General features: G+C 36.0%; 18 protein-coding genes. 9 read left to right on the top strand and 9 right to left on the bottom strand.

The window, feature by feature from the left end:
- Window positions 1–45: 45 nt before the first annotated feature.
- Both G7051_RS09355 and G7051_RS09350 read right to left on the bottom strand, forming a co-directional pair.
- Window positions 46–1,659 carry an ABC-F family ATP-binding cassette domain-containing protein gene (locus G7051_RS09355; RefSeq protein ID WP_166199841.1) on the bottom strand — a complete coding sequence of 538 codons (1,614 nt, stop codon included), beginning with the start codon at window positions 1,657–1,659 and terminating at the stop codon, window positions 46–48.
- 76 nt (window positions 1,660–1,735) lie between these two features.
- Complete coding sequence (locus tag G7051_RS09350) at window positions 1,736–3,172, bottom strand: PDZ domain-containing protein (protein WP_166199839.1); 1,437 nt, start codon at window positions 3,170–3,172, stop codon at window positions 1,736–1,738.
- 200 nt (window positions 3,173–3,372) lie between these two features.
- Here G7051_RS09350 and G7051_RS09345 point away from each other — a divergent pair, with 200 nt between their 5' ends.
- The 7 genes from G7051_RS09345 to lpxA all read left to right on the top strand — a co-directional run bounded on the left by G7051_RS09345 (window position 3,373) and on the right by lpxA (window position 11,438).
- On the top strand, window positions 3,373–3,975 hold the full coding sequence (locus G7051_RS09345; protein ID WP_166199837.1) for a riboflavin synthase: 603 nt from the start codon (window positions 3,373–3,375) through the stop codon (window positions 3,973–3,975).
- A gap of 337 nt (window positions 3,976–4,312) precedes the next feature.
- On the top strand, window positions 4,313–5,569 hold the full coding sequence (locus G7051_RS09340; protein ID WP_166199835.1) for a dicarboxylate/amino acid:cation symporter: 1,257 nt from the start codon (window positions 4,313–4,315) through the stop codon (window positions 5,567–5,569).
- A gap of 170 nt (window positions 5,570–5,739) precedes the next feature.
- On the top strand, window positions 5,740–7,011 hold the full coding sequence (gene purD, locus G7051_RS09335) for a phosphoribosylamine--glycine ligase (RefSeq protein WP_166199833.1): 1,272 nt from the start codon (window positions 5,740–5,742) through the stop codon (window positions 7,009–7,011).
- Between the two features lie 23 nt (window positions 7,012–7,034).
- Window positions 7,035–8,042: a hypothetical protein gene (locus G7051_RS09330; RefSeq protein ID WP_166199831.1), complete on the top strand. Its 1,008-nt coding sequence runs from the start codon at window positions 7,035–7,037 to the stop codon at window positions 8,040–8,042.
- Between the two features lie 119 nt (window positions 8,043–8,161).
- A complete protein-coding gene (gene lpxD / locus G7051_RS09325; protein WP_166199829.1) occupies window positions 8,162–9,208 on the top strand; it encodes a UDP-3-O-(3-hydroxymyristoyl)glucosamine N-acyltransferase in 1,047 nt (348 codons plus the stop codon).
- 46 nt (window positions 9,209–9,254) lie between these two features.
- Window positions 9,255–10,640, top strand: a complete 1,386-nt coding sequence (locus tag G7051_RS09320) for a bifunctional UDP-3-O-[3-hydroxymyristoyl] N-acetylglucosamine deacetylase/3-hydroxyacyl-ACP dehydratase (RefSeq protein WP_166114175.1) — start codon at window positions 9,255–9,257, stop codon at window positions 10,638–10,640.
- Window positions 10,641–10,655: 15 nt separating this feature from the next.
- The gene (gene lpxA / locus G7051_RS09315) at window positions 10,656–11,438 is read left to right on the top strand and encodes an acyl-ACP--UDP-N-acetylglucosamine O-acyltransferase (RefSeq protein WP_166114172.1); all 783 of its coding nucleotides are present in this window, start codon (window positions 10,656–10,658) and stop codon (window positions 11,436–11,438) included.
- An 81-nt stretch (window positions 11,439–11,519) separates the two neighbouring features.
- Here lpxA and dnaG read toward each other — a convergent pair whose 3' ends face one another.
- From dnaG to G7051_RS09285, 6 genes are all read right to left on the bottom strand, one after another.
- Window positions 11,520–13,520: a DNA primase gene (dnaG, locus tag G7051_RS09310; RefSeq protein ID WP_166114169.1), complete on the bottom strand. Its 2,001-nt coding sequence runs from the start codon at window positions 13,518–13,520 to the stop codon at window positions 11,520–11,522.
- A gap of 87 nt (window positions 13,521–13,607) precedes the next feature.
- Window positions 13,608–14,348 carry a hypothetical protein gene (locus G7051_RS09305; protein WP_166199827.1) on the bottom strand — a complete coding sequence of 247 codons (741 nt, stop codon included), beginning with the start codon at window positions 14,346–14,348 and terminating at the stop codon, window positions 13,608–13,610.
- A gap of 81 nt (window positions 14,349–14,429) precedes the next feature.
- On the bottom strand, window positions 14,430–14,786 hold the full coding sequence (gene rplS / locus G7051_RS09300; protein WP_110309567.1) for a 50S ribosomal protein L19: 357 nt from the start codon (window positions 14,784–14,786) through the stop codon (window positions 14,430–14,432).
- A gap of 171 nt (window positions 14,787–14,957) precedes the next feature.
- Window positions 14,958–16,625: a nucleoside kinase gene (locus G7051_RS09295; protein WP_166199825.1), complete on the bottom strand. Its 1,668-nt coding sequence runs from the start codon at window positions 16,623–16,625 to the stop codon at window positions 14,958–14,960.
- Between the two features lie 192 nt (window positions 16,626–16,817).
- Window positions 16,818–18,698 carry a YgiQ family radical SAM protein gene (locus G7051_RS09290; protein ID WP_166199823.1) on the bottom strand — a complete coding sequence of 627 codons (1,881 nt, stop codon included), beginning with the start codon at window positions 18,696–18,698 and terminating at the stop codon, window positions 16,818–16,820.
- A 147-nt stretch (window positions 18,699–18,845) separates the two neighbouring features.
- The gene (locus G7051_RS09285) at window positions 18,846–19,433 is read right to left on the bottom strand and encodes a porin family protein (RefSeq protein ID WP_166114160.1); all 588 of its coding nucleotides are present in this window, start codon (window positions 19,431–19,433) and stop codon (window positions 18,846–18,848) included.
- A gap of 421 nt (window positions 19,434–19,854) precedes the next feature.
- On the opposite strand from G7051_RS09285, the gene G7051_RS09280 reads away from it, so the two are divergent.
- Together G7051_RS09280 and G7051_RS09275 are read left to right on the top strand one after the other, a co-directional pair.
- Window positions 19,855–23,313 (top strand): tetratricopeptide repeat protein, encoded by a 3,459-nt coding sequence (locus tag G7051_RS09280; protein ID WP_166199820.1) that lies wholly within the window; start codon window positions 19,855–19,857, stop codon window positions 23,311–23,313.
- Window positions 23,314–23,366: 53 nt separating this feature from the next.
- Window positions 23,367–23,807, top strand: coding sequence for a hypothetical protein (locus G7051_RS09275; protein WP_166199818.1), 441 nt, complete (start codon window positions 23,367–23,369; stop codon window positions 23,805–23,807).
- A gap of 29 nt (window positions 23,808–23,836) precedes the next feature.
- Here G7051_RS09275 and prmA read toward each other — a convergent pair whose 3' ends face one another.
- Window positions 23,837–24,688, bottom strand: coding sequence for a 50S ribosomal protein L11 methyltransferase (gene prmA / locus G7051_RS09270; protein WP_166199816.1), 852 nt, complete (start codon window positions 24,686–24,688; stop codon window positions 23,837–23,839).
- Between the last annotated feature and the right edge of the window lie 238 nt (window positions 24,689–24,926).

The raw sequence follows: 24,926 nt of genomic DNA, 5'->3' as shown, positions 1-24,926 counted from the left end.
CTTCCGGCTTTAACATTAGGTTTAAAACCCTGTTTTATCTCTTAATCAATTATACATTTTTTCTCTCAAAGCTTTTATTTCAGGAGAAACTATATAATCATCATAATCCATACGTTTATCGATGGCTCCGTTAGGAGTAAGCTCTATAATACGGTTACATACGGTTTGTATGAATTCGTGGTCATGAGAAGACATCAATACATTTCCCTTGAACTGCTTCAACGTATTGTTGAAAGCCTGAATAGATTCGAGGTCAAGGTGATTTGTTGGAGAATCAAGCACAAGACAATTCGCATTTTTCATCATCATACGAGCTATCATACAACGCATCTTTTCTCCTCCCGATAACACCTTCGCACTTTTCAGAACTTCTTCGCCTGAAAATAGCATTCTACCTAAAAATCCTTTCAAATATATTTCACTTGTATCATCCGAAAACTGAGCCAGCCAATCTACAAGATTTTGATCTATTTTGAAATATTCGGAATTATCCAATGGCAAATAAGCCTCAGTTATGGTTTGTCCCCATTCGAAAGTTCCCGCATCAGTTGTTTCGTATCCATTGATAATTTCAAAGAAAGAAGTCATCGCTCTAGGGTCTTTCGATAAAAACACCACATGGTCGCCTTTCTCTACATTTAAATTAATATTGTCGAAAAGTTTTACCCCTTCAATAGATTTACTAAGACCACTAACTTCCAAAATTTTATTTCCGGGTTCACGATCAGGAGTAAATATAATTCCCGGATATTTACGAGATGATGGCTTAATCTCTTCGATATTAAGCTTCTCGATCATTTTCTTACGGCTGGTAGTTTGTTTCGACTTAGCAACGTTCGCACTAAATCGACGGATAAACTCTTCCAACTCTTTCTTTTTCTCTTCGGCTTTCTTGTTTTGTTGAGCTTGTTGACGTGAAGCTAATTGGCTCGATTCGTACCAGAAACTATAGTTACCTGCATACATATTAATCTTGCCGAAGTCAATATCAACTGTATGTGTACACACTGAATCTAAAAAGTGACGGTCGTGAGATACTACCAACACTGTATTTTCGAAATTCGACAAATATTGCTCCAACCACATTACGGTTTCAATATCCAGATCATTAGTAGGCTCATCCAACAGTAGATTATCAGGATTTCCGAATAGTGCACGAGCAAGTAAGATTCTTACTTTCTGTTTACCACTCATATCCCTCATCATCTGCTGATGAAATTCATCTTTGATACCTAAACCACTCAATAAGCTGGCAACATCATTTTCTGCATTCCAGCCTTCAAGTTCAGCAAATCGCTCTTCCAACTCCGATGCCCTGATACCATCAGCATCCGTGAAATCTTCTTTTGCATACAACGCATCTTTTTCTTTCATTATTTCCGAAAGAATACTATGCCCTTGCAAAACTGTATCCATTACTGTCTGATCATCATAAGCAAAGTGATCCTGAGACAAAACCGACATACGCTCGTTTGGAGCTAAAGAAAAAGACCCGTGAGTCGCATCCTTTTCGCCACTCAAAATTTTCAGGAAAGTAGATTTACCTGCACCATTGGCTCCAATGATACCATAACAATTGCCCGGAGTAAACTTTAAGTTCACATCCTGAAACAAAACTCTCTTACCAAACTGGATTCCTAAATTAGAAACTGTAATCATATTAAATTCAAAATGGTGAGCAGCAGATTAATGTTACTCACCAAGTTATATATTATTTTAATTTAACTTCGGGTACTTAAAGTGCCTTTATGACAACTGATTGTTGAACCTGAGGAGTCACTTTTACAAGCTTCTTCTGTCCTTGGCTCTTCACCTCAATATCTAGTACTTTTGGAGGATTAGGTCCTGATACATATTTATTGAAAGCGTAAAGATAGCTAAAACATGGCGCATATATAGCTTCTTTCTTAAATAATTCTGCTACTTCCGGATATCTGTTTATACTCCAATACATACAGTCAGGAAAACCATTGGCATCAATAAAGCGCGTTTTGGGATTTCTCAAAGGCATAGATTCAACAATAAATCGTCTGTATGCTTTCTCTAAATCACTACTCGAATAATCGAACTTAATCTTTCCAACCTTTACGATACGATCACCAGGACGAATACCTGCCAAAGCAGCAGGAGAACCGGCATCTACATCTGTTATACTTGCAATATCTTTAGAGTCGAAATTTAGACCTGTATAGTTAAATCCTTTTTTACTCACCAAATATTTTGCCGTAGTTTTAGCCGTTGAGTATGGATACTGCATCATCAGCAAAGAAGCATGTATTCTTGCATATTCCTGAATATCGTAATCTTCAGTCAAAAACTCTCTGGAACGACAATCCCAAATTTGAGTCATTTTATCTTTATTGATATATTTCTTATCAAAAAAACGGATTCCAAGCTCAAGTATATATTGTCCTTTAGATTCTGCATTAACATCATCGGCAGATAAGATAGGCAGTTTAACCATTTCCTGAGTCTCACTGTCATATCTCCACGAATATGAATTTTTACTATTAACAGAAGCATTGTATTTTAAGTTAGGCTGAAAAGTATAGTACGTTTGAACTATAATATCAGGATCCTGAGTACTTCTAACCAACCCTCTTTCGATTAAGGCTTTTTCTATTTGACTGTTGATATAATAATCAACATCCGGAACTGAACTGTCTTCTTTTAAAAAATCGAATGTACGATAATCTGCAAAATCAACATTTGTATTTGGATCTACTTTAACCGGCAACGAGAATGCTCGATCATTTGTATCTTCCAAGCTATAGAATGCATAAGCATCAGCCAAGTGAAATTCACTTAATGCATTTACACTTTTACAATCACGCTGTATTTCATATTCCTTAAAATAGGTATCAACATTTCTGATTGTCAATTTTATATCAGATGATGTGGCATCAAAAAGCCATGATGCTATAGTTGGATAGTTTCTCAAATAGGTAGCAGCCCCATTTACTTCCATAATAATATCATCAACTTTCACTCCCGCTTTTGCTGCCGGAGAAAATGGCTCCACAGAAAGTACAACCGGCTCACCGTATCCCCAACTTGAATTATTGCTAATTTCGAATGTGATACCAAAATCACATAATCTACCTTTCGACTGAGCACTTGCCCCCAATATTATGGTAGAAATTAAAAACAAGACTAGACTAATTTTCTTCATTTATAGTTAAATTTTATTCGTATAAACCTAATTTATGCCGATTAGTGTTAAAAACAGCAGTGTTTGTATAATCTGCAAAGATAAGCTATTCATCTTATTAGCAAATAGGAATCTTAATAATATTTTTATTTTCTCCTATTTTTATTTTATTTCGTACTTTTGTAATAGTAAAATAAATCAATTACTTAATCAGTATTTATATGTTTTCAGGAATAGTAGAAGAGGCGGCAAAAGTAGTAGCCATACGTAAAGAGAATGAGAATGTTCATTTAACAATTAACTGCTCTTTTGTAAAAGAATTAAAGATCGATCAAAGCATTGCCCACAATGGGGTGTGCCTTACAGTTGTTGATCTAACAGAAGATACATATACTGTTACAGCTATTAAAGAAACTTTGGACAGATCGAACTTAGGCTTGCTTAAGATCAATGACAAAGTTAATCTCGAAAGAAGCATGCTTATGAATGGCAGACTGGATGGACATATTGTACAAGGACATGTTGATCAAACTGCTCGTTGTTCCAAGATTGATGAAGCAGATGGCAGCTGGTATTTTACTTTCGAGTATGACTATGATAAAGAAATGGCAAAAAAAGGCTATTTAACTGTAGACAAAGGATCGGCAACAGTTAACGGAGTAAGTCTTACCGTATTTAACACTACCGACAATTCATTCCAGGTAGCAATCATTCCTTATACATTCGAACACACAAATTTCCACCAGTTTAAAGTTGGAAGTGTAGTTAATCTGGAGTTCGATATCATAGGAAAATACATCAGTAGAATAGCTGCTATAAAATAATGGTTATCAAGATTTAAAATCAAACCGAGTTAGCAGCCGACAGCATCAATCAAACAAGTAATTCAAGTAGTAAAACACAGCAACTAGAATTATAAAATATTAAATTATAGACCGACCTATTAAGGGATAATTTATTTCTAATAAAAAGTCTAAGATAAAAAACAAAAGGGGGATATTTTCATATTCCCCTTTGTTATACAAATCAGCTTCAAAATATCCTATTTTTGAGAAAAAGACATATCAAAAAACAACAAAAACAAGAGATAATTAAACATTTTTTATAATTTTACGATCAATTCACAATCAAAAACAAACATCAAACCCCAATTTATAGACAATGGCAGTATCTACAGAAAAGAAGTCAAATAACAATCTCCTGTTTTATTATATCCTGATAGCTTTAATACTCGGAATAATAGCCGGACAATCAGTCCACAGCTTTTGCTCTTTAAAAACTATCGCTATAGTATCCAAAAACATAAAACTTCTGGGGACAATATTTATCCGTCTTATTCAAATGATTGTTGCGCCACTTGTTTTTTGTACTATCATTGTGGGCATCTCCAAAATGGGAGACATGAAAATGGTTGGTCGTGTAGGCGGAAAAGCCATGCTTTGGTTTATATCTGCCTCCTTGGTATCTCTGATGATTGGTCTTATCTGGATAAACTTATTAAAGCCGGGAGCTACATCCACTCTTGATTTAAGCAATACGGCAAGTGCTACAGATCTTATTGCCAACAGTCATCAATTGACTCTGGCTGAATTCGTAAACCATGTTATACCCAAAAGTTTATTTGAAGCTTTAGCAAACAACGAAATACTTCAAATATTAGTTTTTGCAGTTATTTTCGGTGTTGCACTAGCCTCTTTCGGAGAAAAAGGAACCTCTATAACCAAAGCTCTGGATATAGTAACACATGTAATATTGAAAATAGTAAGTTATATCATGTGGGTTGCTCCTGTTGCTGTATTCGGGACAATTACGGCAGCGGTATCCTCACATGGTCTATCAGTATTTAAACTCTACGCAAATTTCCTTGCGGCGTTTGCCATAGGTATGGTTTCGCTCTGGATAGTACTTGTACTCGTTGGCTACATCATTCTAGGCAATAGAGTATTTGCTTTAATTAAAACAATAAAAAGCCCTCTTCTTATAGCATTCTCTACAACCAGTAGCGAAGCTGTATTTCCCAAGTTGGTGGATGAACTCGAAAAATTCGGTTGTAACCCCAAAATAGTATCTTTTATTTTACCATTGGGTTATTCCTTTAATCTCGATGGCAGTATGATGTACATGACGTTTGCAAGTATATTCATCGCTCAGCTATATGGAGTAGAAATGAGTCTCTCTACTCAATTAATAATGCTTCTTGTATTAATGCTGACAAGTAAAGGTATAGCAGGTGTACCCCGTGCATCGCTAATAATAATTGTAGCCACTTGTGCTATGTTTGGAATCCCGCCCGAAGGAGTTGCTTTACTGATTCCTATTGATCACTTTTGTGATATGGCACGTAGCATGACAAATGTATTGGGTAATGCCCTAGCAACAACAGTAGTCAGCAAATGGGAGAAAAATGCGGATGCCTGAGTTCTATAAATAGTATGTCAAATATTATATTTACTTTTATTGGATATTTCTAATTGGCAGATAATAATTAAGATTATTACCTTTGCCGACTCAGATTAAATAAGTATTAAATTTTTACTTATATTTATAGAAACAAAAATCAGGTTTACCACCTTAAAATCATATCTTTTATGAATATTCTATTATTGGGTAGCGGAGGAAGAGAACATGCTTTAGCTTGGAAAATATTACAAAGCCCTAAAATCAACACCCTTTATGTTGCACCCGGAAATGCGGGAATCGGCCAAATTGCTGAAATTTTAGACATCTCACCTCTCGATTTTACCGCAGTAAAAGCACAGGTTATTGATAAAAAGATAGATATGGTAGTAATAGGTCCCGAAGATCCATTAGTAAAAGGCATCTATGACTTCTTTATTAATGATAAAGAGATTCAACATATCCCTGTCATTGGGCCTTCTCAACTAGGAGCTGAGCTTGAAGGTAGCAAAGATTTTGCGAAGCGTTTCATGATGCGTCACAACATACCAACTGCAAAATACAAAAGCTTTACTAATAAAAATATCGACGAGGCATACCAGTTTTTAGAAGAACTTAAAGCACCGTATGTCCTTAAAGCCGACGGTCTTGCTGCCGGTAAAGGAGTACTTATTATAAATGATCTGAACGAAGCCAAAGCTGAACTTAAAGCTATGCTTGGAGGAATGTTTGGAGCTGCAAGTAATACGGTTGTGATCGAAGAATTCCTTTCCGGAATAGAATGCTCCGTATTTGTCTTAACCGATGGTAAATCTTACAAGATACTACCAGTCGCTAAAGATTACAAACGTATCGGAGAAGGAGATACCGGTCTTAACACCGGAGGCATGGGTGCTGTTTCGCCTGTATCTTTTGCCGATGATACCTTTATGAAAAAGGTAGAAGAAAGAATAGTACAACCAACAGTCACAGGTTTACAAAAAGACAATATAGTATATAAGGGTTTTATTTTTATCGGACTAATTGAAGTCGGAGGCGAACCCATGGTTATTGAATACAATGTTCGTATGGGAGATCCCGAGACAGAAGTGGTAATGCTGCGGATAAAATCAGACTTGGTTGATCTACTGGAAGGTGTTGCCACCGAATCATTAGACAAGAAAAATCTGGAGATAGATAATCGCTATGCCACAACTGTTATGCTTGTATCGGGAGGATATCCCGGCGATTATGAAAAAGGAAAAGTTATTTCAGGCTTAGACTCCGTTAGTGACAGCATCGTGTTTCATGCTGGAACAATTGAAGATAAAAATACCATTGCAACTAATGGGGGACGAGTACTTGCTGTTAGCTCGTATGGAAACAGTAAAGAAGAAGCCCTAAATAAATCATTCGCAAATGCAGAAAAGATATGTTTTGATGGCAAATATTACAGAAAAGATATAGGTTTCGACTTAAAATAAAAAGTAAACTTACCCGATTATTAATGGATGCAATAAAGCTGTATAAGAGAAATATTGTAGAAAATAAGAACCTGGTTCTATTCTCGATACTCTTAACAATAGTTATACGTTTAGTTATTTTTTATTTTACGGATGCAACACTTCACAACGAACATATTGGAGGAGGATATCTGTGGACAGGAGCATTGACTGACTTCCTTTCCAGAGGAACAATTTCGTTCACAATCAGCACATTGTTTGTTTTTATAATATCTTTTTATGCCTCTCAACTGAATGCAAAGCATGGACTAATCAGAAACCGAACTTACCTTATATATATATTCGGAAGTCTGATCCTCAGCTCGCATCCGGTCTTTATATATATGACTCCATACTATATATCAACGTTGGCATTTCTGATATGCACAGATTTGCTTTACTCATCGTATCAAGATAAGACAGGCAGCAGAAATGCTTATGCAATTGGATTTGTAATAGGAGTCAGCAGTTTATTCTCATTCTATTTCTTAATGTATCTTCCCCTTTTTTGGATTGGATTCAGCTTGATGCGAATTTTCAAATTCAAAAATTTTATAATTTCAATATTAGGTGTCGCTACAATATATTGGCTGACCTTTGTTTTTTTCCTTTGGCAAAATAACATCGCAGGATTTCTAAGTCCGTTCGAACACCTATACCCTTTACTGAATAATTCGATTGAAACAATTCCGTTAATGGGAGAAGGGTTATTGGTTGTCATTGCTTTTGCACTACTAATTACTATATCTCTTGATTATCAAGCCAACTCTTTTAGAGACAAAATCAGAATTCGTGCCAATATACAATTCCTACACATCACATCACTTTTTTCTATCATTGCATTTTTCTTTATAATTTTGGATCCGACACTGAACCTTTATATATTGTCTTGTAGTATAACTATTTTATTGGCTCATTTTTTCACTCTGGCTGAACAAAAATGGAAGATCATAATCTTCTATATTCTAATATTAATATACTTTTCGTGCTGTTTTTTAAATTTGTTGAATTAATTAATAAAGACTATATTAGTATGCGAACTAGTATTTTCTGAGCAAAAAAACATCATTATTGGAAAATTATTCCTTATTTCGCAGTTTAAAACAATATTTATCGAATATTCGACCTATTTATGCAACTTTCATTCACGGCTCAACAAATTGCTGATTTTCTGAAGGGTACAATTGAAGGTGACCCCAATGTACAAGTTAGTAATTTTTCTAAAATAGAAGAAGGGAAACCTGGTTCTTTGTCATTTTTGGCTAACCCCAAATATACAAACTACATCTACACAACAGATTCAAGCATTGTTTTGGTAAATAATGATTTTGTAGCTGATAAACCCGTAAAAGCGACTCTAATAAGAGTTTTTAATGCATATGCAGGGTTAGCAATGTTATTGGATATGGTTGAAAAATCGAAACCTAAGAAAAAAGGGATCGAACCGATGAGTTTTGTGGCAGAGAGTGCAAAGCTCGGCAATGAAATCTACGTCGGAGCTTTTGCATATATATCAGAGAATACAACTATAGGAGACAACACCCAAGTACACCCACAGGTATATATTGGTGAAGGTTGTACCATAGGTAACAACACGATATTATATCCGGGAGTAAAGATATACCCCGGCTCAAAAATAGGAAACAATTGTATCATTCATTCAGGTGCAGTAATCGGATCAGACGGGTTTGGATTTGCTCCGGAGGGTGATATATATAAGAAAATACCTCAAATGGGTATCGTAATTATTGAGGACGATGTCGAAATCGGAGCAAATACTACGATAGACAGAGCAGTAATGGATGCAACGATTATCAGACATGGAGTAAAACTGGATAACCTTATTCAGGTAGCCCATAATGTAGAGATAGGAGCTAATACCGTTATGGCAGCGCAAGTTGGAATTTCGGGATCAACAAAAGTAGGCGAACATTGTATGATTGGCGGACAGGTGGGTCTGGGTGGACACATCACCATAGGCAACAATGCCAACATCGGAGCGCAAGCAGGTATTATAAGTAACATCAAAGATAACGCACAGATATTGGGATCTCCTGCTATTCCTGTGAAGGATTTCTTTAGATCAAGTGTTGTATTTCCAAAGCTACCCGATATGTATCGACAAATAGCTCAGTTAGAGAAGGAAATAAAACTACTAAAAGCAGAACAAAATAAATAATCAAAATAAAAAGACATCCTCAAAGATGTTTACATGAGGAATTAAAATGGAAAGACAGAAAACACTAAAAGAGAGTTTTTCTCTACAAGGAAAAGGATTACACACGGGACTGCCCATTACTATTAAATTTAATCCTGCTCCCGAAAACCACGGATATAAGATCAAAAGGATAGATCTTGAAGGGGAGCCTGTTATAGATGCTCTTGCCGAAAATGTAGGAGGAACTCAAAGAGGAACTGTTCTTGTCAAAGGAGATGTTCAAGTTAGCACAGTAGAACATGCAATGTCTGCTTTATACGCATTGAATGTTGATAATTGTTTGATAGAAGTAGACGCTCCTGAATTTCCCATACTTGATGGAAGTGCTATAAAATATGTTGAAGCTATAAAAAAAGTAGGATTGGTAGAGCAAGAAGCCGATCGAGACTTTTATATCGTCCGTAGAAAGATGGAAATTCATGACGAAGCAACAGGTTCAAAATTCATCCTCCTTCCTGATGAAAATTTCTGTATCAACTCTTTCATTGAATTCGAATCAACTTACATTCCCAATCAATCAGCATCACTTGATGACTTGAATGATTTTGAAAAAGAAATAGCCAGTGCAAGAACATTTGTTTTTGTTAGAGATATTCAACAATTACTTGAAGCCGGCCTAATAAAAGGTGGCGATTTAGATAACGCTATTGTCATATACGAAAGACAAATATCTCAAGAGGCGTTAGATAAACTAGGTGATCTTTTAGGAGTAGCCCATAAAAACGCTTCAGAACTAGGATATATAAATAATAAACCTATTCAGTCACCAAACGAACCGGCACGTCATAAATTACTTGATATTATCGGAGACATGGCTCTTATCGGCAAGCCGATTAAAGGTAGAGTCATAGCTACACGCCCCGGTCATAAGATCAATAATCAAATGGCTCGTTTGATCCGTAAGCAAATCAAGCTAAATGATGTACAACCTCCGGTTTATGATGTAACCAAAGAGCCTGTTCTTGACATTAATAAGATAAAAGAACTGTTGCCTCACAGATACCCATTTCTAATGGTTGATAAGATCATTGAGATAGGACAACAACACATTGTTGGGGTAAAAAACATTACTACTAACGAACCTTTCTTTCAGGGACATTTTCCTCAGGAACCTGTAATGCCGGGAGTATTACAAATAGAGGCAATGGCTCAAATTGGGGGAGTATTAGTTTTGGCAAGAGTAGATGAACCCGAAAGATATTCGACTTACTTCTTGAAAATAGACAACGTAAAATTCCGTCAAAAGGTAGTACCGGGTGACACTCTAATTTTCAGACTCGATTTCACATCTGAGATAAGACGTGGAATAGCCAACATGAAAGGTTATGCTTTCGTTGGAGAAAAAGTTGTTTCTGAAGCAGAGTTTACTGCCCAAATTGTAAAAAATAAATAATTTAAAATTTGATCCATGTCAAATATATCGTCTAACGCATTCATACACCCAAATGCCCAAATAGGCAAAGATGTAACTATAGAACCATTTGCATATATTGATGACAATACTGTAATTGGTGATGGTACATTTGTTATGTCGAATGCAAATATCAGATCTGGAGCTCGTATCGGCGAAAAATGTACAATCTATCCGGGTGCTGTAGTATCAGGAATACCTCAGGATTTAAAATTTCACGGAGAAGATTCTACTGCAATTATAGGAAATAATACAACGATAAGAGAATGTGTTACGATAAGCAGAGGAACCGATTCGAAAGGAAAAACGATTGTAGGAGACAACTGTTTGCTTATGGCTTATAGTCATATTGCACATGATTGTATTATTCAAAATAATGTCATAATAGGCAATGCAACCCAATTGGCAGGAGAGGTAGAAGTCGATGATTTTGCCATATTAAGCGGTGGTGTATTAGTACACCAATTTACCCGCATTGGAAAACATGTGATGATACAAGGCGGAACGCGATTAGGTAAAGATATCCCTCCATACATTATAGCAGGTCGTGATCCTGTTGCATATGCAGGTATCAATCTAGTAGGATTACGCCGAAGAGGATTTACAAATGAACAGATCAACCAGATACAAGAGATCTATCGTTTAATTTATCAATCGGGATATAATTTTTCTGATGCCACTGCAAAAATTGAACAGGAACTTGAGAAGACAGAAGAGTCTCAACTAATTGTAGATTTCATCAAAAACTCTCCCAGAGGAATTGTTAGAGGATATCTGTAAGAAGAATATTCAAACTTTAAAATAAAAGTAAACCCTCGGAAATAGATAATTTCCGAGGGTTTACTTTTATAGCTTTTGAATTTAATAACGAAGTATAACTCTTTCACCTAATACTTTTGACAAAGCATTCTTTATTGCACTAAGGTCTTTTAATTGCTGCATAAGAGCTATCGAAGCATCAGAATCGCCAGCCTTATGCACCTGCTTCATCTTTTCTTTAATCATTTTCATTTGATGTGTAATAAAAGCATCTTTCAGCTCTATAAGAACACGGGGCACAGAGGTTTCTAGATGCTTCTCTTCCGCCATAGGAGTTTCCTCTTTTTTAACGTCACCATACTGTTTTGTGTGCACCTTGCTTAGCTCATACCTATCTTCTAATAGACTTGCCGTTAAACGGCTTATTTCTTGCTTAGGATGAGCCAGAAAATAACGAGCCGGTATAAAGTTAGGATCTTCCATCATACTGATAGCTTCATCCAGAATTTCTTTATACAATACATTCTGAAACCACAGACCATCTCGTTCCAAATCAAACTTAATGTATTCAAGTACAGTTATATCATCATGGGGCTCTTCCCCGTCCTCCGGTTCTCGCTGAATCATCTGCAGCATACCATATCGAACAACATAGTATAAAATAGCCAATTCAAACTTATCGAAAGGCGACTTTGGTGCTATTTGAGGCTGAAATTCTTCAGGTATATTTAACGGGGGATAATCATCTGCAACAGGTGGTATATTATTTTGTTGCGGCAACCTCTGCCCTTCTTTTTCAAGATATGCCAACCGCTTTTTATTGATCTCATCAATTAAGACTCTCTCGTCTACCCCCAATAATACACTACAATCTCGTGTATATACGGATCTGATAATTCCATCGGGAATAATAGATATACTATTGACAATATCCGAAATAAGTGATGCCCTTTTTATAGGGTCTTCTCCTGCATCATCTAATAAGAGTTGCGTTTTGAAACGGATAAAATCGACCTCGTGCTTTCTTATATAACTGGTAAAAGATTCGGCATTTTGTTTTTGAGAAAATGAATCCGGGTCTTCTCCGTTCGGTAAAAGAACCACTTTGATATTCATTCCATCCTCTAACAATAAGTCAATACCTCTCAACGCAGCTTTTATACCAGCCGCATCACCATCGTAAATAACCGTTATATTGGGTGTAAAACGGTGTATCAGTTTTATCTGCCCGATAGTTAACGCGGTACCCGAAGACGAAACAACATTCTCTATACCTGCCTGATGCATCGAAATAACATCGGTATAACCTTCTACAAGAAAGCAGCAATCGGCTTTTGAAATAGCTTGCTTAGCAAAATAGATTCCATATAACTGGTCACTCTTATGATAAATGTCACTTTCAGGCGAATTGACATATTTACCTGTATTTTCTGCTTTCTTAAGAATACGCCCACCGAAAGCAACAACTTTACCGGAAAGTGTATGCACCGGAAACATGACACGACCGCGAAAGCGATCGACCATATAGTTATCACCTTCTATAGTCAGACCAGTTCTTACCAGATAATCTTTATTGAATCCGCTCTTAAGAGCATCCTGAGTGAAAGCATCTCTTTGTTCGAGACTATATCCGAGTTGAAATTTTTTAATAATATCTTCTCTAAAACCTCTCTCCCTGAAATAACTTAATCCGACAGTCTTTCCTTCGCTATGTTGATGAAGTGTATTTACAAAATAAGTTCGTGCATATTCATTCAGGATAAAAAGACTCTCTCGTTCATTGTAAGCATTCTTTTGCTCTTCGGTGAGTTCTTTTTCCTGTATCTCTATATTATACTTTTTAGCCAGATAACGAAGTGCTTCGTAATACGAAAGCTGTTCGTGTTTCATAATGAAATGCACAGCACTCCCACCCTCTCCGCATGCAAAACATTTGCAGATATTTTTGGAAGGGGACACATAAAATGAAGGTGTTTTATCGGAGTGAAACGGGCATAATCCAACAAAGTTAATTCCTTTTTTCTTAAGCGTAACAAATTCTGCAACAACATCTTCGATGCGTGCAGCTTCCATTATCCTATCTATCGTAAGTTGATCTATCATCTCTTTTCCTCTAAAGAACAAAGTTAAGCAATAAACATCAAAAGTTAAGGTTAATAAAGTATTTAAGAGGGATCACTTTTATACATTTTATTTATCTTTTGGCTTAATATATTTTATGTCTAATGTGTTTCCAATTTTTACTGTCTGTTTAGTTCTTCTCTGTTCATCTTGTTCTTCGTTCAAATTAGCATTAATCCTCAGAGGGTTACCTATTCTCTCATCCCAATCTTTTTTTGATAATGGTTTTAATTCTTCTCTTTTTAGAATATTTATAAGATCTTCTATGATAGACTCATAATCCGGATTACACCATTTGTATGGAACAAAACTAACAACTTGATTTTGGAAGAACAGTTCTCCTATATTATATTTCCCGCTCATATTTTTCTCCTTCTTCTCCAAACAGCTTTCTTCATTAATGGTATAGAAGGTCTCAATAATATCGTAAGTTACATTTTTTTGTTTTTGTTTGTATATCGTTTGAGGATATAGCATAATATCAAAACCTTTATAGCTCCCCTTTAAAGTGAGATTCTCAGTAACTTCAAAACCTGCTTTGTCGAAATACAGATATTTAGCAGAGTTTAGTCTCTTCATTATCTGTTTAGGTTTGTAATATTCTTCACTAAAGATAACCAAAGAAAAAATAAAACCATATAATAACCAAACAATTAGGGCAAACCAAAATGCAAATTCTACAGTATTATTGATTGTAAATAACAGAAATAGCACAAACGTAATTATACCTCCTATAAAAACAAAAATTTTCCTGATTTTGTATTTTTTTAGACATTTAGCATCGAATATAGGTCTATCTTTTCCTTTCATATGGACAATATTATTTTCTATAAATATAAATAAAAAAGCACCTCAATTGCTTGAAGTGCTTTTTTATGAAGTGAGAAAAGATTAAGCGCGAGCCACTCTCTTTTCTTTAATTCTTGCTTTTTTACCTGTAAGCGCACGTAGGTAATATAGTTTCGCTCTGCGAACTTTACCAACTTTATTTACAGTAATACTGTCGATAAATGGAGACTCAAGAGGGAAGATACGCTCTACACCAATATTGTCTGACATTTTGCGTACAGTAAAGCGTTTTTTAGCGCCGTGTCCGCCGATTTTGATAACAACACCACGATACTGCTGTACACGCTCTTTGTTACCTTCTTTGATACGATATGCTATAGTTACAGTATCTCCACTCTTAAATTGAGGATGTTCTTTACCTGTAGCAAATGCATCTTGTGCAATCTTCATTAAATCCATGACTATTATAGCTTTATATTGTAAAACAATACGCAATATTCACGAGTTAGTCTCGTCAGAGATTACGCAAAGCGGATGCAAAAATATAAACAATTATTGTAACTGACAAATACCCACGCATTTTTAAGTTGGTTCTATTACTTAATTGGCGATAAATGTATTTCTATAATCTTAATATGTGAAGCTACTTCCACCCAGAAACTCTCTCAACAATGATGTTGGCGGCATCTCCGAATCGTTTATATAACTGAAATAACTAAGAAATTTAAGTAAACGACTAGCTTCAGCAAACTCAGGGGATGTTTTAGGTACCTGAATCAAGATTGGTTCGGCGTATTTACGCAATGCAGCCAATTCATACATAATAGCTGAATTGAACATTACATCTGCATTCTCCTGAAAAGGAAATATCCATTTTTCTTCACCACGTCTTACACTATCCCATCTCGAAATAGTGTCAATAGCCGAATAATTCCGATAATTAAAATCTCTTACCAACCTTCTGATAAGACGGTTATCGGTGGTAGATATCCAGTTATGATCGTCTAACGATATGCTAGTAAGAGCCGATACATATATCAAAAACTTCTTACTGTCATCTATTTGCTTGGTTAACTCCGGGTTTAGTCCATGAATCCCCTCTATAATGATAACATTATGTTCGTCTATTTGAAGTTCATGTCCGTTATATTCACGCTGTCCGGTTGTAAAATTATAAGTAGGTAAAGACACCTTTTCACCTTTCAACAAACGCGACATATCATCATTGAACTGTTTAAGGTCCAAAGCATATAATGATTCATAATCGTAATCGCCTTTCTCATCTTTGGGGGTATCTGCACGATTTACAAAATAATCATCCAACGAAATTCCGACAGGCTTTATCAGGTTTACCATCAATTGCACCTCAAGGCGTTTTCGGAATGTAGTTTTTCCTGATGAAGAAGGACCCGAAACCATCACAATACGCACTCCTTTTTTGAAGCGACCGGCTATTTTCTCAGCAATATCGCCGATAGATCTTTCCTGCAAAGCCTCAGCGACTTTTACCACATCCGACATACCTCCGTTTTTGTTCGCCCTGTTTAAGTCCGAAACATTTTCCAAACCCAGTATATTCAGAAACTTTAAATGCTCCAGATAAACCTGTTGCATCTTAGGTTGTTCGATACGGGGTTCTAATTCCACGGGATTATTTCTATTGGGCACACGTAATAAAAACCCATTCAGATATGGTTCAATATCGTATAACTTTATATATCCACTTGAAGGTACTAAATACCCATAAAAATAATCGAAATAATCCCCTAAACGATAGTATTTAGAATACACTGAATCTGAGGCTTCCAATAACGAAGCCTTAGATTCAAAGCCACGTTCTCTGAAAAGTTGTATTACCTTATCCTTTTCATCTTCTAATGCTACAAATGGAATATCTTCTTTAATCAGATCATCCATTACTGCCTTTATCTTACTAATATCTTTGTCCGAAAGCTTGTCTTTGCCCTCTACTCTCCCATAATATCCTTTAGAAATAGGATGTTCTATTCTCATTCTGGCATTAGGAAAAACTTCCGAAATCGCTTTTGCTAATATAAAGCACAAAGAACGAACATAAGTTCTCATCCCCGAAGACTCACTCAAGTCTACAAACTCGATATGCTTGGGTTGATAAAGCTTGTAATCAAGCGATTCTGTTTTGTTATTTACTTTACAATTAACGATCTGATAAGGCGTTTCGATTTTCAATAATTTCTGAGCCTCTGCTAAAGTAATACCCAAAGGTAAATAATGATACTGGTTGTCATTCTTACAGAATACTTGAAAAATTTGATTCATATATTTTTATTTTAAGGTCACAGACCCATTTGTTATCTATTGAGGCAGTAAGCATGCTAATATCCACATATACCTTTAAAGTACATTACAAAAGACTTTTACTTACTTAACAAAAGTAAAGTTAACAATTATAATTTATCCTTCGTTATAGTGTTTCGTTACTCTGTAAAAATAAAATATCAAATAGCTGAATTATTTTCTTCTCTTATTAAAATTCGGATTGTAACTTTTTGTCTTACTAACCGCATTTCCACCTGTTCCGGCAGGATATAACTTATTGAGTAAATCCTCTCTCTTCATTCCCTTTAACGATTTTATGATCTGAGGCTTATAATCGTTATTATACCAAAAGAAAAATTGTCTTTGAGCTAGTTTTTCTTCTTTTGTTTTGGGTGTAAATACTTTCTCGAGAGTATAAGGATGATAGCCTGTATAGTATATTTCAGTAGCCAAGGTCATTGGCGAAGGGGTAAAATCCTGCACCTGTTCCAAATTGAAACCCAAAGGCTTTGTTGTCACAGCCAATTCCGCCATTTCGACCTCGGTACATCCGGGATGTGACGATATGAAATAAGGAATCATTTGCTGTTTCATACCATAATCGTCATTCACTTTATCGAATATCTTCTTAAAAGCATAAAACTGACTGAAACTTGGTTTACGCATAAAATTGAGAACGGTATCAGATGTATGTTCAGGTGCTACTTTGAGACGTCCAGACACATGATTCTTAATCAACTCATGAGCATATTCTTCGGAAACCTTATTCAATTTATCATCATCCGAACGGTGAAGAAGCATATCGTATCTCACACCACTTCCGACAAACGATTTCTTGATTTTAGGAAGTGCATCTACCGATTTATATATGTCCAGCAATGCTGAGTGATCTACATTCAGGTTTTTACATATCTTGGGGTGAATACATGACGGGCGTTTACATTTACCGCAGATCGATTCATCCTTGCCACGCATGGCATACATATTTGCCGAAGGTCCTCCCAGGTCACTTAAATACCCTTTAAAGTCGGGCATTTCTGTAATCTGTTTCACTTCTTTAAGTATCGAATTTTTAGATCGTGAAGCTACAAACTTACCTTGATGGGCAGATATGGTACAAAAAGCACATCCACCAAAGCATCCACGGTGCATATTCACCGAGAATTTTATCATCTCGAATGCAGGAATAGTCTTCTCTTTGTATTTAGGGTGAGGTAAGCGGGTGTATGGTAAATCAAAAGAAGCATCAATCTCATTCTCTTTCATCGGAGGATAGGGTTGATTGATTATCACATATTCCGTTCCACATTGTTGTATTATTCGGGAGGCATTCATCATATTCGATTGCTCCTCTACAACTTTAAAATTCTTTGCTTGTTTCAGTTTATCCTTCAAACAGTCTTCGTGCGGGAAAAGAACCGTATCCTTTTCCTGTTCTACATAAGAATCTGTTAAATAAACAGTTTGTTTAATATCCTTCAGATCAGGTATTGATTGACCATCGTTTAATCGTTTTACAATTTCACGAAGAGGTTGTTCCCCCATTCCATACACCAGAATATCGGCTTTAGCATCAAACAATATCGATTTGCGAAGTACATCATCCCAGTAATCATAATGGGTTACCCTACGCAACGAAGCCTCTATTCCGCCCAAAACGACAGGAACATCGGGATACAATTCTTTCAGAATATTTGTATAAACTATCGAGGGTCTATCAGGACGCATACCCGATTTACTATCAGGAGTATAAGCATCATCCGAACGCAAACGTTTGTTGGCTGTATAATGATTTATCATCGAATCCATAGCACCTGCCGTAACTCCAAAAAACAAACGGGGCTTGCCGAGTTTCTTAAAATCGCGTAAATCGTCACGCCAGTTAGGCTGAGGTACTATAGCCACTTTTAATCCTTCGCTTTCTAATATTCGGCCAATTACAGCAGCACCAAAAGCAGGATGGTCTACATAAGCATCACCAGAGAAAAGTATAACATCCAGCTCTTCCCATCCTCTTAATTCTATCTCTTTTTTGGTTGTAGGCAACCAATCTGTTAATCTATATTCTTTCATTTGGACGCAAAAATACACCTTTTTAGTCTATTTGCAGAAAACTAGATAGTTAATAATAGAGCAAAGCTGATAGACTCTATTTATGCCCAATAAAAAAAGCTTCTAAAAATAGAAGCTTTTTCGTTACTTATCTCGTATAGAAATGCATTAAAAGTACACAGCAGCAGTAATAGACCACGTTCTGTCTTTTACTTTATAATTGCCATTACTTTCTTTATAGTTGTCAGTCATACCCAAGCCGTAGTTAGCACCTAATTGAAGGAAGTGGAACAGCTCAACACCTCCACCAAAGTTTAACCCTGCTCCAAAAGACTGGGCTTTCCATTGCTGATCAACGTCATTCCATATCTGGTCAAAATTTCCATCACCAGAAATCCTCAAGCTAATATAAGGTCCTGCATTTACAAAAGGTTGCACCGTTTTTGACAATGGATATTTAAACCTAATATTAACAGGCAAATCAATATAACCGTTTTTAGGACGGTCGCCTCCTCTAAACTTCATACCTCTTTCCGAATATAGAAGTCCACTTTCAAGACCAAACCCACCCTTGATCATCCACTCTAAAGATGCTCCAAGCTGAAAACCGGTAACATTCTTATCTACGAAATTATCTATATTCTTACCGGAAACTCCCGAAAGGTTTAATCCTCCTTTTACCCCAAACCGAAGTTGAGAAGATGCAGACAAAGCAAACATACTTAAACATACAAGTACTAAAAAATACTTTTTCATAATTAGTTAGTTGTTAAATTCACGCTATATTTAGAATAATATTATTCCGCAAAATAATAATAAAGTTAGATCTCTTTAAATAGAATATTGACAAACTGCATTATTTTAAGGATAAACTGATAGATTACGCTATCAATTTACTTATATAGAATTCAAAGCAGAAACAGTCAGAAGCAGACTTATTCTCACTCAATCGCCCTCTTCGATATTTCCATTTTAAAATTCTAAGCTCATTTTTTGCGGTTGCAAGTATATACATTTTTCGTCTAATATTTAATAGCTCTTTTCTTTTTTATTAAATACAAAAATTTCAATGATCAATAATTCTGCTACTTTTGTACTAAACAATTTGCTGTAGGTGAATATCTATATCAAACTTACAAAGTTCTGAATCAAGGTGTTTAAGTATAAATATATAATAGTGTCTGTCGTTATTCTGGCAATGTTGGGGTGTGCTTCTAAAAAGAATACATCAACAACCCGTATGTACCATGCCATAAACACCAAGTACAACATCTATTTTAATGCAAACGAAGCTTACAAAGAGTCTTTAAAATCAAAACAAGCAGGTTATCAAGACAATCTCTCACAAATAATATCAATATATCCGGGAGCAATTGAAGAGGAAGAAATAAAGCAAAGAACAGGAGGCAGCTTTGATGTTACGGTAGATAAAACAACAAAAGCAATAAAAATCCACTCGATACGCACCAAACCCGAACGCGACCCCGCCAAGAGAAAAAATCAGGAATATCAGGCATGGCTAAAACAACAAGAATTTAATCCTTTCTTGAAAAATGCATGGTTACTACTAGGTAAAGCCGAATTCCAGAACGAAGACTACATACAGGCTGTATCGACTCTATTATACGTAACCCGTCTTTACAAAGGAGACAATGATGTTGTAGCCGAAGCACGCATATGGATCGCCAAAGCATACACGGCTATGGGGTGGTTTTACGAAGCAGAAGATATATTTCATAAGATAAAACTGGCAGGAGGTGTTCCCGAAAATCTAACCGCAGAATACAATAAAGTATATGCCGATTTTCTGATCAAAAGAAAAGAATACGAAAAAGCAATACCATTTCTGGAACAAGCCATAAAAGATGAGAGCGACGGATTTCAAAAAATACGGATGAAATATTTGCTGGGACAACTGTATTCGCATACCAAGAATCAGGAAAAGGCATTTCAAGCTTTTGAAAGCGTAACAGGGCTTAACACTCCCTACCTTTACTCATTCAATGCTAAGATGCAACAAGCCTCGTTTGTAAACAGCTCCAATAAGCAAGAGATATTATCATTACTTACTAAAATGAGTAAAGATCCTAAAAACAAAGAATATCTCGATCAAGTATATTATGCTATCGGAAACATCTATTTAAACAACCAAGATACGGCAAAAGCAATAACTGAATACGAAAAAGCCGTCAAAGCAAGTACTCGTAACGGTTACGACAAAGCTCTGAGCCAGATTGCCTTGGGGGATATTTATTTTGCTCAGCAAAAATACGCAAAAGCTCAGCCAAACTACTCCGAAGCACTAGCTTCTATAAGTAAAAAGCACGAAGCATACCCCAGAGTTACCCTTCGTGCAGAAGTGCTGGACGAATTAGTTGTTCATATAGAAGCTATACATTTACAGGACAGTCTCCAAAATCTGGCACAAAAGCCTTACGAAGAACAAGTAGCTGTTGTCACAAAGATAATTGCCGACCTTAGAAAAAAAGAAGAAGCCGAAAAGAGAGAACAACAAAAGTTAGAAAGAGAAAATAACAATTCGTCGGTGATAAACCCAAACAGTCCATTCTTCGAACAGAGTTCTCCGAATATTCCTTCGGCACCGGTCAATATTGGTGGCAATTCGTCATCATTCTATTTTTATAATCCTCAATTAGTAAACCAAGGAAAGGTGGCGTTCCAACGAAAATGGGGCAACCGAAAACTGGAAGATAATTGGCGCAGGCGTAATAAACGCGTAACCACTTTCGATGAAGGTAATACCAATCCCGAAGCAGACCAAACACCTAAGGATTCAGTCCAAACATCAGAGCCAAAGACAGAAACTCCTGCAAGTCAAGACATATATTCGCCCGAATTTTATCTGCAACAAATCCCGATGACACCGGAAGCTATTAAAGCATCAAATGAAATCATCGAAAATGCATTCTTTAGTCTAGGTAAACTCTATAAAGACAAACTGGAAGATTACAACTTAGCTATAGATGCCTTTACAACGAATCTTTCTCGTTTTCCAAACGGACCAAATAGAGAGGAAATATATTATCAATTATTTCTCATTTACTTGAGGTTAGGAAATAAAGAAATGACAGAGTTGTATAGACGTTATCTTTTGAACTCTTTTCCTAAAAGTTCTTATGCAGCCGCATTGGCCGATCCTAATTATGAATGGAACCTCAGGAATATGCACCAGCTGGAAGACAATCTTTACCAGCAAACATATGAGGCGTATCTGGCTGCAAATATAAACACCGTAAGATCCAACTATCAGTCGATGAAAGAAAAGTATCCTCTTTCAGCATTGATACCCAAGTTCATGTTTTTAAATGCTCTTACGTATGCCCAGACCAATGATCCTGATGAATTTAAGACTCACTTACGTGATCTGATCGAAAAGTATCCCAAAGCTGATGTTACTCCATTAGCCTCTGATATGCTAAAAGGTATTCTGGGAGGTAAAACATTATCATCCGACTCATCTCCTGCACGTGGAATGATATGGGATATAAGATTCGGAACAGGCGATAATCCGGAAGAAATGGCAGGCGTAGACTTTGTCGCTAATCCGGATGCAGAATACATGCTTTTGTTTATCTACAAATCGCAAACTATAGATAAAAATCAGCTTATATATGATGTTGCAAGCTATAATTTCTCCAGCTTCATTTATCAAACATTTGACTTAAGTTTCACTGAAGCCAATTCGTTAGAAATGTTACAGGTAAAAGGATTTAAATCGCTGGCTGAAATTGAAATGTATATAGATAAAGCTTTCGACAAAAATTCATTAATGTCTGAGCTGGATCCATCGATAATTCCTCTTCCGATATCTACCGACAACTTTGTTGCACTGATGAATGGTAAGAGCCTCAATGAGTATTTCTTATTCTTTGAGAAGAATTATACTAGAGAAATGGTCAAATTAATCATGTATTGGAATCAACAGCGGAATAAGATTCCGCCAACAGCAGAAGATAAGCGGCAGCCTGAGCCAGAAACAATAACTCCTGTGGTCGAAGAACCTAAACCTGAGGTAAAACCGACTAAACCTGCACCTCCAAGGAAAATTACACCTCTTGTTAGTGAAGAGGAATCTGAAGATAAAGGAAAAGAAATAGGAGTAAGTGATGTTTTATCGGATGATCAGATAGAGCAAGTTGACAATGTTATAAACAAAACAATTCACATAATAAATAATCCTGTAGACGGTCTGAAAAATCTGTTCAACTCATCAGGAAATAAACCCAAGTTGACTAAGGAAGAAAAGGCTGCTCAAAAGGCAGAAAACAAACGCCTCAAAGATCTTGAGAAACAACGCAAAGCTAAGGTCAAAGCCGAAGAACAAGCTCTGATAGATGCTGAACAGGCACGACTAGATTCGATTAGTAATGCCGAAAAACAAAAACAAGCCGAAGAACGAGCCGCCGCAGAAGCTAAAATAAATGAACAAAAAGAAAGTGTAAAGGCTCGGGAGGATGCACGCAAACAACGTCAGCAGGAGCTAAAAGAAAAAGAAAAAGCTCAAAAGGAAAGATTAAAAGAGCGTGAACGTGAACGCAAGGAACGCCTAAAACAGCGTGAAGCCGAGCGCAAGGAAAAAGAACGTCTTGCTAAAGAAAAAGCAAAGAAGAAATAAACAAATAGAAGTCACTTGATGTTAATCAAACAGAATAACTAACAAATCAGAAAATGGGAACAACAACCAGCTCGTGGAAGAAAACATTTACTAAAATATTCATTGTGCTGATAATATTAGTAATAGGAGGCGTAATTGCATACTTCTACCTTCCCTATGGAGACAGTAGCGTAAAAGCAGGACAGCTTAATTATGTCATGCACAAAGGAGTCATATTTAAAACATACGAAGGCAAATTAATACAGACAGGTATTAAAACCGGAACAACAGGGGGCGTACAATCTAATGAGTTTGAATTCTCTATAGAGAATAAAGAATTAGCCAAACAACTTATGAATTTGACCGGACAAAACGTAAAACTCCATTACAAAGAATATTTTGGAGCTCTACCCTGGAGAGGCTATACTCGCTTCATTGTAGACAGTATTGTTGCGATAGAAGAAGCTCCAAATCCAAACATAAATGTAGATCCTAATTCTCTGATAAATTATTAAGATTTAGTATAAAATAAAAAAGGACTAGTTTAAACTAGTCCTTTTTTTATAAACTTCACATTAGCCCAGTTGTCTTTATTATGCGAATGGACAAATGTCAAACTATGCTTGTTACACTCCTCTGTTAGAGCAGGTATATCCTCCGTATAAAAACCACTCATAAACAATACCCCATCAGCATTAAGCACTGATGCATACACATGAATATCATTGAGTAAAATATTTCGATTGATATTTGCCAATACAACATCAAATGTTTTATCTGAGGTCAAAAGTTCGGCTCCACCAATTTGAACATCTACGTTAGAGACTTTATTTAAGTCCAGATTTTCCTTAGCATTATCGTATGCCCATTCGTCAATATCTATAGCCAAGATAGGATCAGCACCTCTCATAGACGCAAGAATAGCTAAAATAGCAGTTCCACATCCCATATCTAAAACCGACTTGCCGGCAAAATCCATATTCAGTATTTCACGGATCATTAGTTCTGTTGTCTGATGATGTCCTGTACCAAAGGCCATTTTAGGGTCTATATATATATTATATTCACAAGTAGCCGGTTCTTTATGGAAGGTACTTTGAATAATACATTTATCATCAATAATAAGAGGTTTAAAGTAATTCTTTTCCCACTCCTCATTCCAATCTTTACCCTCAATAAGGCTCGTTGTATAAGTTATTTTTGCCTCCAAAGGGAAATTATTAAGAACTCCCTCTACCGTCTCTTCATCATAAAGGCTTTCCTGAATATAAGCAGTCAATCCGGTTGCAGTATCCACAAAACTCTCGAAACCCACTTCACCCAACTCGGCAGATAATACCTCTGTTACAATCTCATCGTGAGGAATACAAACAAATACCGCTTCGATATAATTCATTTTGATATATATTTTTTATGTATTATAAACATCCAATTTAAAGAAGAAGACAAAGATAGTTAATTCGATTTCCGTCCATTTATAGTCTTCATCATTTAGCATCAGCTTTAATAATTGGCAAAAATATAGTTTTTACGCCAATAAGTTTCTACGTTTCTCTCTTTTCGAAACATTTAATGATAGTTATGTCAATTATTTTTTGTATTTTTTTGTTTCTTTACAAAAGAATCTGGTTTTT

Source organism: Dysgonomonas sp. HDW5B (assembly GCF_011299335.1).
Classification (GTDB): Bacteria; Bacteroidota; Bacteroidia; order Bacteroidales; family Dysgonomonadaceae; genus Dysgonomonas_A.
This window is presented reverse-complemented; position numbering and strand designations above follow the sequence as displayed.